Here is a 12516-nt window from a genome sequence, read left to right as displayed (position 1 = left end):
GTTAATGTGTGTGGTCGTCGTGGCAGTGATGGTGCCCCTGGCACGTGCCGTGCGGGTGATGGTGCGGGTGCGCGTGGGCATGCGCCAGCGCGGCGGCGCGGGGACGGTGCCGGAACTGCTTCACGCCGGCAACCTCGGTGCAGGGGGCGTTCTCGACCTGCAGCGTGGTGTGGCTGATGTGGAAATGCTGAAACAGCTTCTCCTCGATTTTCCGCAAAATGGCACTCTGCTCCGAGGGGGAGCCATCCGGCACCACGACGTGCGCCGACAGGGCGATGATATGGGAGCAGATGGTCCAGATGTTCAGGTGATGCACGTCTTCAACGCCTTCGACCTCACGCATGGAAAAGGCGACCTGGTTGATGTCGATGCCCCGAGGCACCCCCTCCAGCAGGATGTGCACCGATTCACGCATCACCCGCCAGGAACCCCAGAAGATGATGAAGCCGATGCCGACGGAGATGATGGCGTCGAGCAGGTACCAGTCGGTGAAGTACATGATGATGCCGCCCACGATGACGCCGACCGAGGCGGCGGCGTCGCCGATCACGTGCAGGAAGGCGCTGTGGACGTTCAAGTCATCGTGGGAGTGAGAGTGCAGCGCGCCGGCGGAGAGGAGGTTCATGACCAGGCCGACTGCGGCAATGATCAGCATCTCCAGGCTCTTGACGGCCTGCGGTTGCAGCATGCGCTCCACCGCCTCGTAGCAGATGATGCCGGCAATGAGAAAGACGGTGCTGCCGTTGATGAAGGAGGCGAAGACCTCGGTGCGGTGCCAGCCGAAGGTCCGGGTGTCGCTGACCGGGTAGGAGGCGAGCTTGATGGCGCCCAGGGAGAGGAGCAGGGCGAACAGGTCGAGGAACACGTGCGCCGCGTCGGACAACAGCGCCAGCGAGTTGGTCCAGATACCGCCGACCAGTTCCGCCACCAGGGTCAGCGAGGTCAGCAGGATGGCGTACTTGAAGCGTCCGGTTATGCTCTGATCCAGGTGACTGTCGGCATGAGCATGCATAGGTGTGTCCCGATGGGAGGGGGCGGACCCCCTCCCCGTTGGTTAGAAGCTGAGCCCGGCCTTCAAAGAATAGATCAAGCGCTCCTGGTATTCCACCTCGGCGGTGACCCCGAGCAGGGGAAGCGGAGAGAACTTGATGCCCCCGAAGACCCGGGGCTGGAAAACATCTTCCGTGTCCAGGCCGGGTGCCAGCGCCTTCAGGCGCCCTTTGGCCTCGCTGTTTACCCAGACGCCGCCCACGCCGGCGTACGGTGTCATGATGAGCAGCCCCTTGCTGATGGAGGCGTCGATGCCGGCGGTCTGCAGGTCGAGGTCGTTGACGCCGGAAAGCCTGCTGTAGGTGGCGCGTACTCCCAGGGCCGGTGTCGCCGCGGTCCCTTCCAGGATCGCCTTGCTCACCTCGATGCCCCAGAGCTTGATGTTGGAGTCGGGTACGTAGGAGTACATGGCGCCGACGTCGATCCCCATCGGGAGTCCCTTCCTGGCGCGCAGTTTCGGGATCACCAGGAAAGAGGGGGAGTCGCCGCGGTACGCCGCGTTCCAGTAGCTGCTGTTGCTGATGTCTATTGCCGACAGTTCCGCGCCGACGTCGAATCCGGAGATCCCCAGCGGCTCAGCCGGGGCTATGTTCTTGTAAGAAATGGCGGCACCCGCCTCCCTGGTGAGGTCCCTGAACTGCTTCTGCGTCAGAGGACTGCTGAAACTGATATCCTTGGCCATGGCCTGGGTGGCACCGGAAAGTGCGCAGGTCAAGGCTAATAATACCGCGAGCTTTTTCATGGTTTTCTCCTTTTCATTATATTGCATATCGGCTTGAATCTTAGCAGAGCTGCCTAATTGGGTCAATGTGTTAGCGGCATGGCGCCTTGCAATTTGGACTATATACTGTTATCTTTCCGGCAAAATTCTGTCGGAGGTCTGTACAAATGGAACCGATTCACCACCGTCTCATCATATTAGGCTCAGGTCCCGCGGGGTACACTGCTGCGATCTATGCAGCGCGCGCCAACCTGAACCCTGTCCTCATTACCGGGCTGCAGCAGGGGGGGCAGTTGATGACGACGACCGAGGTGGACAACTGGCCGGGCGACCCGTCGGGAGTGATGGGGCCGGAGCTCATGGAGCGCATGCGCCAGCACGCCGAGCACTTCGGCACCCAGTTCATCTTCGACCATATCAACAAGGCACAGGTGATGAAGCCTCCCTTCGTCCTGGAAGGCGACAGCGGCAGCTACAGCTGCGACGCCCTCATCATCGCCACCGGCGCCTCGGCCAAATACCTGGGGCTTCCGTCCGAGCACGCTTTCAAGGGTAAGGGCGTTTCCGCCTGCGCCACCTGCGACGGCTTTTTCTACCGCAACAAGCCGGTCGCCGTCATCGGCGGCGGCAGCACCGCGGTCGAGGAGGCGCTCTACCTCTCCAACATCGCAAGCCACGTGACCGTCGTGCACAGAAGGGACAAGTTCCGCGCCGAGAAGATCCTGGCCGACCGTCTCATCGAGAAGACCAAGAGCGGCAACGTCACCATCGAGTGGAACCATCAGCTGGAAGAGGTGATCGGGGACGAGTCCGGCGTGACCGGCATCAGGCTGCGCCACAAGAGCGGGTCGGACAAGCACATCGACGTCCATGGCTGCTTCATCGCCATCGGTCATCAGCCCAACACGCACATCTTCGAAGGGCAGCTCGAGATGGACGAGGGGTATATCCGCACCAACTGCGGCTACGAGGGTAACTCCACCGCCACCAGCACCCCTGGTGTCTTCGCCGCCGGTGACGTGCAGGACCGCAACTACAAGCAGGCCATCACCTCCGCCGGTACCGGCTGCATGGCCGCCCTCGACGCCGACCGTTACCTGGAAATGCTGAAACCCTGATTAAGGGGACTGATTGAGGGGACTGATTGAGGGGACTGATTGAGGGGGACTGGCTCCGTCAGGTGCCTGTCCCCTTTGCCCCTGTCCCCCTTGCCCCCAAGTCGTGGCATTCGATCAGGTCCACATCCTGCGGCTGCCAGCCGACCACGTGGCCGGGCTCCCTGCTGGGCGCACTCAGTGAGGTTTATAACGTAGAACGTAGAACATAGAACGTTGAACGGTTTCCAGGTTCAGTGGCCACCGCAGGAACTCACCCTTCACCGTTAGTTGGGGGTTCTCATGCTTGCCAAGGTTCTCGCCAGCGCGCTCTTAGGTATCGACGCCATCCTGGTCGACGTTGAAGTCGACATCACCCAGGGGCTCCCCCAACTGGCCACCGTTGGCCTCCCCGACGGAGCGGTGAAGGAGAGCAAGGACCGGGTCAAGGCGGCGCTGAAGAACTCCGGCTACGATTTCCCCAACCGCAAGATCACCGTCAACCTGGCCCCCGCCGATGTCAAGAAGGAGGGGGCTTCCTTCGACCTTCCCATCTCCATCGGCATCCTCGCCGCCACCGGCGTCGTCAAGGAAGACCTGCTCAAGCGCTACATCCTCCTGGGAGAACTGTCGCTGGACGGCGGCGTGAAGCCCGTGCGCGGCTGCCTTTCGGTCGCCGTCGCCGCACGCGAGGCGGGGCTTGCCGGCATCATCATCCCGGCCGAGAACGTCTGCGAGGGAGGTGTGGTCGAGGGGGTAGAGGTGATCGGCGTCACCGAGCTCTCCCAGGTGGTGGAATTCCTGAACGGCAATCTCCCCATCGAGCCGTACCGCGCCGACGTCGAGGCCCTGTTCAGCCAGGGGTGCGAGGCCGGTGACGACTTCTCCGAGGTAAAGGGGCAGGAGCATGCCAAGCGCGCCCTGGAGGTCGCCGCCGCAGGGTCACATAATTTATTGATGATCGGCCCGCCGGGATCGGGCAAGACCATGCTGGCCCGGCGCATCCCCTCCATCCTCCCCCCGATGCTCTTCGAGGAGGCGATCGAGACCACCAAGGTCTACAGCGTCATGGGACTGTTGGAGCGGGAGCACGCGCTCATCTCCACCCGCCCCTTCCGCTCGCCGCACCACACCATCTCCGACGTCGGGCTCATCGGCGGCAGCAACACCCCTAAACCGGGCGAGGTATCGCTGTCGCATAACGGCGTCCTGTTTTTGGATGAGCTCCCCGAGTTCAAGCAGCACGTCCTGGAAGTGCTGCGTCAGCCCATGGAGGATGGGCGGGTCACCATCTCCCGGGCGCTCTCCTCGGTCACCTATCCCTCCCGCATCATGCTGGTCGCCGCCATGAATCCCTGTCCCTGCGGCTACCTCTCCGACCCCGTGCACCAGTGTTCCTGCACGCCCCTCATGATCCACCGCTACCGCTCCCGGGTTTCCGGGCCTCTGCTGGACCGGATCGACATCCACATCGAGGTCCCCGCGGTGAAGTACCGCGACCTCGCCGACCGGGGTGAGAGCGAGAGTTCCGCCGCCATCGCCGCGCGCGTGGCGCAGTCGCGGGAGGTGCAGAAGGAGCGTTTCAAAGGGACCAAGGTGAGAAGCAACTCCCAGATGACCGCCCGGATGATCCGCAAGTTCTGTGAGCCCGACGAGGCCGGGAGCCGGATGCTAGAGGTGGTGACGGACCGTCTCGGCCTCAGTGCCCGGAGCTACACCAGGATCCTGAAGGTAGCGCGGACCATCGCCGACCTCGAAGGCGCTTCCAGCATCGCCGAACATCACATCTCCGAAGCCATCCAGTACCGCAGTCTGGACCGCAAGACGTAAGGGGACTGAGGGGACTGGCTCCGCCAGGTGCCTGTCCCCCTTGCCTTGGATTAAATGGTGCCAGTCCCCCTTGCCTTTTGCACGCGCCCTTATCCCTTAGCCCATGGAGGAACCCATGCCCCGCCCAACGAGAGAGTTCCAAGACGATGGCATTTATCATGTTCTCAACAGAGGAAACGGTCGCCAACGTGTGTTTCAGAAAGATGGCGACTACCTGGCCTTCCTCAAACTGCTTGCCGAAACGAAGGAGCAACATGGAATAACCCTATACGCTTACTGCCTGATGCCGAACCATTTCCACCTGCTGTTGAAGGCAAGGCAGGGAGAGGAGCTGAGCCCGGCCATGCAATGGTTCCAGACAACGCATGTCCGTCGGTACCACCAGCATTACCACAGCAGCGGCCATCTCTGGCAGGGGCGTTTCAAGAGCTTTGAGGTTCAAGGTGACGAGTATTTTCTTACAGTAGCACGGTATATAGAAGGAAATCCCGTACGAGCAGGTCTAGTTGAAACAGCAGTCAATTGGGTATGGTCATCGCATCGAGGTCGATGCGGGCTTCAAAAGGATTTGCTGGCCGAGCCGCTCCCGGTTCCGTGGGTGGGCGATTGGACCGCGTATGTCGATACTCCACTGACGCCGTCCGAACTGGCGAAGGTGCGGAACAAGAAGCAGCCGAAGCACGTCGTGGTGCCATGATGGGGACTGGCTCCGCCAGGTGCCTGTCCCCTTTGCCCTTGTGAAGATTAGAATGTGCCTGACCCCTTCGAAGTACTGTCCCCCTCGCCTTGGCAGATTAGATGGTGCCCCTTGCCCTGAACCCGCCCTTTCCCTTCAAAGATTAGATGGTGCCTGACCCCTTCGCAGTACGAGCAGGCCCCTCCTACTTGAAAACGACGCTCCCGAGTGACACCTTGCCGCTTTTCACCGTCATCTTGCCGTGGATCACGGTCCTCCCGATGACCTGCTGTAACGGGCTGTCATACCCCCCGCTGATCCTGACCGAAATCGCGCGCTCAAAGATTGGATTTTCGAACAGCTCCCAGGCCGGCGCCTTGATGTCGCCTCCATCTGCGGCGGCATCGTAGGCGCTCTGCAGCGTCCACCCCGGTCCGCTGACGCTGATAAAGTTGCTCTTGCTGGTGCTGCTGGTCCCTCCGACACTGGATACGGTCAGGGAAACCGTATAGGTTCCCGGGCTGGTGTAGATATGGGTGGGGTTCTGCTCCGTGCTCGTGAAGCCGTCTCCGAAATCCCACCGCCATGAGCTGGGAAGCCCGGTGGAGAGGTCGCGGAAGGTGACGCTGAGCGCGGAGTACCCGCTGACAGGGGTGGCGCTGAAGTCGGCAACGGGAGGGACTGAGGTCAAGCGATAGGTCTCGCTTTTCACCGCCTCCAGGTTGCCAGCGCTGTCCTTGGCGAAATATTTCAGGATGGCGCTCGTCGAGACGGTGATGGGGGTGATGTAGATCGCCGAGGCGGTGGTCGGCGTGGAACCGTCCAGCGTATAGTAAATGGTCGCGCTCTCACTGGAACTGAGAGTGACCGTTGGCGGCAGGTTGAAGGTGCCGCCGGCCGGTGATGCCGTGGTAATCGGCGCCGCTGTGTCGAAGCTTACCTGCACCGGCGAGGTCCGCACCGTGGTGCTCCCGTCGCCGAGATTGCCATAATAGTTCTGTCCCCAGGCCCAAAGGGTCCGGTCCCCTTTGGATGCGAAGGTCTGGCTGCTTCCCGCTGCGATGGCGGTCACGCCGGACACCCCTGCGATCCGGACCGGGGTGTACCGCTTCGTGGTGGTGCCATCTCCCAACTGGCCGTAATTGTTGTAGCCCCAAGCCCAGACCGTGCCATCGTTCTTCAGCGCCACCGTGTGGTTGTCGCCCGCCGCTATGGCCACAGCCTCGGTGAGGCCCGGAACCTGGAGTGGCTGGAAACGAGTGATGTCGGTGCCGTCGCCGAGCTGGCCGGAGGAGTTCCCCCCCCAAGTCCAGACGGTGCCGTCTCCCTTCAAGGCAACGCTGTGAGCGCCACCTGCAGCAATGGCGATCACGTCCGTGATTCCGGGCACCGGTGCCGCTGTGTAGCGAGCCGACACATTCTCTGTCCCCAGTTGGTAATGCCCGTTCCACCCCCAGGCCCACACGGTGCCGTCTTCCTTGAGGGCGAGGATATGACTGGACCATGAGGACAGGGCTACCACGCCGGAAAGTCCAATCACCTCTACCGGGAGCAGGCGGCGGGTGTTGGTTCCGTCACCGACCGCCCCATAGCCGTTGTCGCCCCAGGCCCTGACCGTCCCGTCACGCAGCAGCGCCACCCCCCCCATAACCGGCAGCCTCGATGGCGGCCACTCCTGAAAGGCCGCGCACGGGTGCGGGATAGCTGCGGTTGGTGGTGGTGCCGTCACCGAGCTGGCCAGAGCCGTTGTAGCCCCAGGAGAGGACGGTGCCGTCCTCTTTCAGCGCCATGCTGAAATACATGCCGGCTTTGGTGTCGACGATCTCAGCCATCCCGGGTACCCGGCGCGGCGAGATGCTGGCGCTAGTCGTTCCGTCCCCGAATGCCCCGTAGTAGTTGCCCCCCCAACTCCACAACTCCCCCCCGACCAGCGCGTGTCCGTGGCGGTCGCCGGCGCTCACCGCCGGGATCATGCGCAAGAAGGCGGCCGAGATATGCTGGTCGGCGGTAACGACAACGGTGCAGCTTCCGGTTCCGGTGCAGGCTCCTTGCCATCCCCCGAACTGTGAGGCGTCATCTGGCTTGGGCGTCAGGGTGACCTGGGTCCCGGGGAGGTAGTACTGCGTGCAGCTTCCGGTGCAGGTGGCGCCGGGGGTGAACGTTATCGAGCCTCCCCCGATACCCCGGAACGTCACCTCGACCAGTTGCGGGGTGGAGTCAACCATGACACGCCCGGCAACGGCGCCGTTGTTTGATTCGTCAGTTTCCGCTACGGCGTTGGCGGGGTCCGCCAATGCCGTCAAAAAGAAACTGCCGTACGGGACTGTGGCCGGCACAACCAGCGTGCCGGTGAGGGTGGCCTCGCTGTTGCCGGCTATGGGGAGGGAATCGATGCGGTTCACCAGGTGTGCGGTGGCCGATGCGGTGGCGGTTTCCGAGAAGTAGAGCCCGATGGACGGGGCGATCTGTTGCGGGCCGGCGTTCCTGACCGTGACGCTGTAGGTGAGAGTGCCGCCGCTGGTGCTCCCGGAGAGTGCCGTCAGCGCGAGGTCGTTGGCCAGGGTAACCATACTCCCGCTTCGGATGTTGTTGCTCTCGTCGCTTTCCTCGATGGTGTTGGTGCCGTCGGCCATGGCGGTGACGTAGTACGTGCCGGGGGGGACGGTGGCGGGAACCGGGACGGTGCCGCTGAGAAGCGTTTCCGTACCCGCCGCCGGAGTGGGGGTGGTCAGCGAAGCAATGAGATAGCCTCGCGCGCCAGGCTCGCTGGAGAGATAGAGGGCGGTAGTGGAGGTCGGGGTGGCGAAGTTCGCGCTGCTTTTCACCGTGACGCTGTAACTGAGCTTGCCATCGGTGAAGGCGCCGGTTGCTCCCGAAACGGTCAGGTCGCTGTTGACCACCACCTTGTTGCCGACAGCGATATTGTTGTTCTCGTTGGTTTCGTTGACCTTTTTGTCAGGGTCGACCAGGCCCAGGAGGTAGTAGTTTCCGCCGGGAAGGGAGGCGGGAATTTTCGCCATCTTGTCTATGTCGAAGTACGACCAGTTGGTGTACATCTTCTCCGTTCCCGCCGCAACGGCGGTCTCCACCTCGGGGTCGATCCTCACATCGTCGGCCGAGAGGGTGGCATCGCTGGAAAGGTAGAGGCCGACATTGACGCGAGGGATGCCGACGGTGCTGTTCTTGGCTTTCAGTGTGTACTCCAGCAGATTGCCCTTTACCACTCCCGACAGACCGGTAAGTGTCACGTCATACAGGGGAGGCGGCTCGGTGAAGCGGGCCGTGAGTATATCGTTGTTGTTGCCGTTGTAGCTGTAACCGGCAACGGTGAACCCTGAGCTGTTGGCGGCGATGGTCCCTCCCTTGTCCCGCGAGTCCGTGCCCACATCGAGCCCGTACTCCCATATCTTGTTGCCGAGGGAGTCATAGCGGATGATCAGCAAGCTGGTGTCGGGCCGGGGGGTGAAGGTTCCGGCGACAAATATCTTGTCACCGACGACGGAGATCCCCTGTGGGGCGAGGTCAAAATCGCGAACGCCCCAGATGGATGTGTAGGTAGGGGTTGTTTTCCAGAGCAGGTTCCCGGCCGGATCGAATTTCATGATAACGGCATGGAGATCGCCCCCGGAATCTGCGGAGCCGGCCGCATAGACATTGCCGGCCGCGTCGGCAGCGACCGCGCTGACGGCATTGGAGGTCCCTTCATGCTGCGTTTTGGACCAAAGGAGGCTGCCTGAGCTGTCGTACTTGGCGATGAGGAAGTCGGAGCCGTCCGCTGTGGCGGCGGCCCCTCCCAGGAAGATGTTGCCGCTGCCGTCGAGGGCCGCAGAGTAGCCGGACTGGTCACCTGCCGCGGCGTCGTGAACCCTGGTCCAGAGTGTGTCACCAGATGGACTGTACTTGCTGAGCAGGATGCGGGTTACCTGTTGATCTGAAAATGTCCCGACTGTGTAGCCGTTGCCGGAGGCGTCGGTGGTGACTCCCCATACCGCGTCATCGCCGCCGCGGTCCCAAACCTTCTCCCAAAGGAGATTTCCGGCAGCATCGTACTTGAGCAGGAGATGGTTGCCCGGATCCCCGGTGACGCCGCCGACGTACACGTTACCGCTCTTGTCGCAGGCGACCGAGCGGCCGATCTCCTGGTCCCCCCGATTGTAGCTCTGCTTCCACAACAGTTTGCCGTCGGTGGCGTACTTGAGGAGAACGAGGTCGAGGTCGGTGCCGTTGTTGCTCTCCCCGGTGACGTAGGCGTTGCCGGAGGCGTCGAGGGCCACGGCGAGTGCCCTGTCCTCGTTGGTGCTGTCATAGGCCACCCCCCACTGCTCCTGCGCCCAGGACTGTATGACGCTCAGCCTAAGCCACCTGGTCACCTTGTTGCCGAGGGCATCGGTCACCTCGGCCAAAAAGGGGCAGGACCCGTTGCACGTCCCCGATTCGTTGGGGGTCCCGGAGATGACGCCGTTACGGCCTAAATAGAGGCCGCCCTGCAGGTAACCGTCTGCCTGCCTCCAGGTGTAGGGAGGTGTCCCGCCGCTGGCGATGAGCTGCTGTGAATAGAAGGTGTCGGCGCGCGCCCAGGGGACATGGTAGCCGATCTCGATGTCGTTAAACAAAGCGGTTTGGGAGCCTGTCGGAGAGCTCACGGTGGCGCTGACCCACGTGCTGCGCGGCGTCCACCTGGCGGTGAAGGTCCCGTCGCCGGCGAAGAGGTCCGGCGCGACGCCGTCATCCTTGAGGTCGATCACGTCCCCCTCGCTGGTGGTCATTTTCACCGGCCCGGTTGCCGAATCGCAGGTGATGCTGGTGGCGGAAACGGTATAGGTCTGTCCCACCACCACCTTTCTCGGCAGCGGCCCGACAGCGAAGAGCTTGCGGTTGGAGCAGGTCAGCGAATTATAGGCATTGATTCTGCGCCCAGTTACGGTGACGCCGCTTAGTGATGTGACGCTATCACCGCCGGTCATGATCAGGTTTTTGATCTGGGCGGAGTTGCGTGCCGGGTTTTGGGATTTGAGCAGCGCGGCGAGTCCGGTGACATGCGGGGTTGCCATCGAGGTCCCGGAAAGGTAGCCGTAGCCGTCGGTAGTGCCGCGGGCGCCCGGGGGGAGGGTGGAGAGGATATCAACGCCTGGTGCTCCAACGTCGACCCTGGTTTTCCCATAGTTCGAGAAGCTGGCCAAGAAATCCCAATGGGTTGTGGCCGCTACCGAAATGATGTTGGGCAGATCGTAACCGGCGGGGTAGCTGTTGCTGGAATCCATGTTGAGATAGGAGTTCCCCGCTGCGGCGATGAAGAGGGTGTCTCCCTGTGCCTGGATCGCGTCGTAAAGGGCCTGAGAGTACCCGCCCCCGCCCCAACTGTTGCTGGTGGCCACGATGTTGACACCGCGCTCCTTCAAAGACCGTACGTACTCCAGGCACTCCACCGCGTCGGAGGTCCAGCCGCTTCCACTGGAGTCAAGGAACTTGCACCCTATCATCTTCACCGACCAGTTGACGCCGACGACGCCCCTGCCGTCGTTGCCGGCGGCGCCAATGGTGCCGGAGACATGGGTGCCGTGGCCGGCGTCGTCCATGGGGTCACCTGCCGCAGCCGGACCGCCGGCGTCCACGTAGCTGTTGATACTGTTGATGCCGTGGACGTCGTCGATATAGCCGTTGCCGTCGTCGTCGATGCCGTTACCCGGGATCTCGCCGGCGTTCACCCACACGTTAGGCTGCAGGTCCGGGTGTGTGTAGTCGATGCCGGCGTCGATCACGGCAACGACCACGTCACTGCTTCCCGTGGTTATGTCCCAGGCGGGGACGGCCCTGATATCGGAATTGGTGCTGCCGCCGGTCTGGCCGGTGTTCTGCAGCCCCCAGAGCGCGCCGAATCTGGGATCGTTGGGCACTGCCTGCACCGATTGGAGGTAGTTGGGCTCCACGTACTCAACGTCCGGGTCTGCCTGGTAGCGCGCCATAGCCTCCTCCAGGGTCACCCCCCTCCTCACCCGCACGTGGTGCAGGCGCAGGCGCGGAAACTCTTTGATTCTTTCGGAGCCGTGTATCAGATGGATGTTCTTCTGCTTTTCGGCAGGAGTCCTTTCCTTGAACTTCACCAGCAACTCATTATCTTTGAACCTTCTTCCCCCGCCCCTCTTTTTCAGGCTGCTCAGGTTCTCGAAGGAGAGGTTCTTGCCGGCAGAGGATACGGCTTTGGGGGCGAGGCCGGGGAGGTCCCTGCCGTCGAGGAAGGCATGTGCAGTATGGGTCAGAAGAAAAGCCAGGAAAAAGACAGTAGCCGCGAAATAACGGGCCATACTTCCCTCCTCGGAACTTACAGTGGTCATTGAGATAGCATCATTGAAACTGAGGTAAGGACGGTTCATTAATTGACGCATAAGTTATCATGCTCGCCGTGTAAGTTTCAACTGATAATCTGGTTGCCAGCGTCAGCTGAGACGCGGCCAGTCCCCACCATGTGCCGACCCGCACCAGCCTCACCTCCCCCTGAGAAGCTACTTTTGCAGTTGTGCTGATTTTAGAAAATTTTCACCCCTCCCGCCTCTTGCAAAAAAGTCTTGCACAACTACACTTTAGCATGTGTTTTTATTAATGTTCAGAGGCGCAGCAAACGGGAACCCAGCCAGCCTGGGGAAAGGAGGTAGGGATATGGTACGGCCACCGCAGAGTAGAATCCTGAGGAACTATCGATCTAAGACTCCGAGCCAGTTCTACACCCTCTTGCTGAGGGTGTGGAAGTGCCTGACCGACAACCCGCACATCCCGGTGTCGGTATGGGCTGCCAATCCGGAACTGCTGTCGTTGTTTTTGGCCCTCGCGGCAAAGTACCACGAGGTGTTCCAAAGGGCCGCCAGCTATGCCAGTAAGCTCGACATCGCCGAGCGAGACGTTATCCAGGCGCAATTGATTGCGTACATGGATGAGATCGCGTCGGTTTTAGAGGCGGCTGCTGTGCGTAATCCCGAGGTGCTCATCACGTCCGGCTTCGATCTCGCCAAGGAACGGAGGGGCATTAGGGCGAGTGCACCGCAGGCTTCGTCTGAAGATGCTAAGGTGCCGGGCGAGCAAACTCAATCCTGAAAACGTTGCAACTGGAGGAAGCCATCCGTTGATCCTCCGTAGCGAGCACTAGCGATCAC

Annotated in this window: 8 protein-coding genes; 4 read left to right on the top strand and 4 right to left on the bottom strand. The window is 61.8% G+C overall.

What is annotated here, in order from left to right; genetic code table 11:
* Position 1 precedes the first annotated feature (1 nt).
* On the bottom strand, positions 2-1012 hold the full coding sequence (locus H7687_RS16065) for a cation diffusion facilitator family transporter (RefSeq protein WP_183349229.1): 1011 nt from the start codon (positions 1010-1012) through the stop codon (positions 2-4).
* A 42-nt stretch (positions 1013-1054) separates the two neighbouring features.
* Positions 1055-1792 (bottom strand): hypothetical protein, encoded by a 738-nt coding sequence (locus tag H7687_RS16060; RefSeq protein ID WP_183349227.1) that lies wholly within the window; start codon positions 1790-1792, stop codon positions 1055-1057.
* 146 nt (positions 1793-1938) lie between these two features.
* On the opposite strand from H7687_RS16060, the gene trxB reads away from it, so the two are divergent.
* The 3 genes from trxB to H7687_RS16045 all read left to right on the top strand — a co-directional run bounded on the left by trxB (position 1939) and on the right by H7687_RS16045 (position 5392).
* Positions 1939-2889 (top strand): thioredoxin-disulfide reductase, encoded by a 951-nt coding sequence (gene trxB / locus H7687_RS16055; protein WP_183349225.1) that lies wholly within the window; start codon positions 1939-1941, stop codon positions 2887-2889.
* Between the two features lie 279 nt (positions 2890-3168).
* Positions 3169-4695: a YifB family Mg chelatase-like AAA ATPase gene (locus H7687_RS16050; protein WP_183349223.1), complete on the top strand. Its 1527-nt coding sequence runs from the start codon at positions 3169-3171 to the stop codon at positions 4693-4695.
* A gap of 115 nt (positions 4696-4810) precedes the next feature.
* The gene (locus tag H7687_RS16045) at positions 4811-5392 is read left to right on the top strand and encodes an REP-associated tyrosine transposase (protein ID WP_183349221.1); all 582 of its coding nucleotides are present in this window, start codon (positions 4811-4813) and stop codon (positions 5390-5392) included.
* A 184-nt stretch (positions 5393-5576) separates the two neighbouring features.
* Here the strand turns inward: H7687_RS16045 and H7687_RS22125 are convergent, their stop codons facing one another.
* Together H7687_RS22125 and H7687_RS16035 are read right to left on the bottom strand one after the other, a co-directional pair.
* The gene (locus tag H7687_RS22125; protein ID WP_183349219.1) at positions 5577-7019 is read right to left on the bottom strand and encodes an RCC1 domain-containing protein; all 1443 of its coding nucleotides are present in this window, start codon (positions 7017-7019) and stop codon (positions 5577-5579) included.
* Positions 6994-11673, bottom strand: a complete 4680-nt coding sequence (locus H7687_RS16035) for a S8 family serine peptidase (RefSeq protein ID WP_183349217.1) — start codon at positions 11671-11673, stop codon at positions 6994-6996. The genes H7687_RS22125 and H7687_RS16035 overlap by 26 nt, the downstream gene beginning before the upstream one ends.
* A 352-nt stretch (positions 11674-12025) precedes the next feature.
* Here H7687_RS16035 and H7687_RS16030 point away from each other — a divergent pair, with 352 nt between their 5' ends.
* Complete coding sequence (locus tag H7687_RS16030) at positions 12026-12457, top strand: hypothetical protein (protein WP_183349215.1); 432 nt, start codon at positions 12026-12028, stop codon at positions 12455-12457.
* The last annotated feature ends 59 nt before the right edge of the window (positions 12458-12516 follow it).

Source organism: Geomonas paludis (assembly GCF_014193585.1).
GTDB classification, from domain to species: Bacteria; Desulfobacterota; Desulfuromonadia; order Geobacterales; family Geobacteraceae; genus Geomonas; species Geomonas paludis.
This window is presented reverse-complemented; position numbering and strand designations above follow the sequence as displayed.

What these genes read in the sequence shown, in the direction of transcription:
- H7687_RS16065 (WP_183349229.1), bottom strand. Translation starts at nt 1,012, where the DNA reads ATGCATGCTCATGCCGACAGTCACCTGGATCAGAGCATAACCGGACGC.
- H7687_RS16060 (WP_183349227.1), bottom strand. Translation starts at nt 1,792, where the DNA reads ATGAAAAAGCTCGCGGTATTATTAGCCTTGACCTGCGCACTTTCCGGT.
- trxB (WP_183349225.1), top strand. Translation starts at nt 1,939, where the DNA reads ATGGAACCGATTCACCACCGTCTCATCATATTAGGCTCAGGTCCCGCG.
- H7687_RS16050 (WP_183349223.1), top strand. Translation starts at nt 3,169, where the DNA reads ATGCTTGCCAAGGTTCTCGCCAGCGCGCTCTTAGGTATCGACGCCATC.
- H7687_RS16045 (WP_183349221.1), top strand. Translation starts at nt 4,811, where the DNA reads ATGCCCCGCCCAACGAGAGAGTTCCAAGACGATGGCATTTATCATGTT.
- H7687_RS22125 (WP_183349219.1), bottom strand. Translation starts at nt 7,019, where the DNA reads ATGGGGGGGGTGGCGCTGCTGCGTGACGGGACGGTCAGGGCCTGGGGC.
- H7687_RS16035 (WP_183349217.1), bottom strand. Translation starts at nt 11,673, where the DNA reads ATGGCCCGTTATTTCGCGGCTACTGTCTTTTTCCTGGCTTTTCTTCTG.
- H7687_RS16030 (WP_183349215.1), top strand. Translation starts at nt 12,026, where the DNA reads ATGGTACGGCCACCGCAGAGTAGAATCCTGAGGAACTATCGATCTAAG.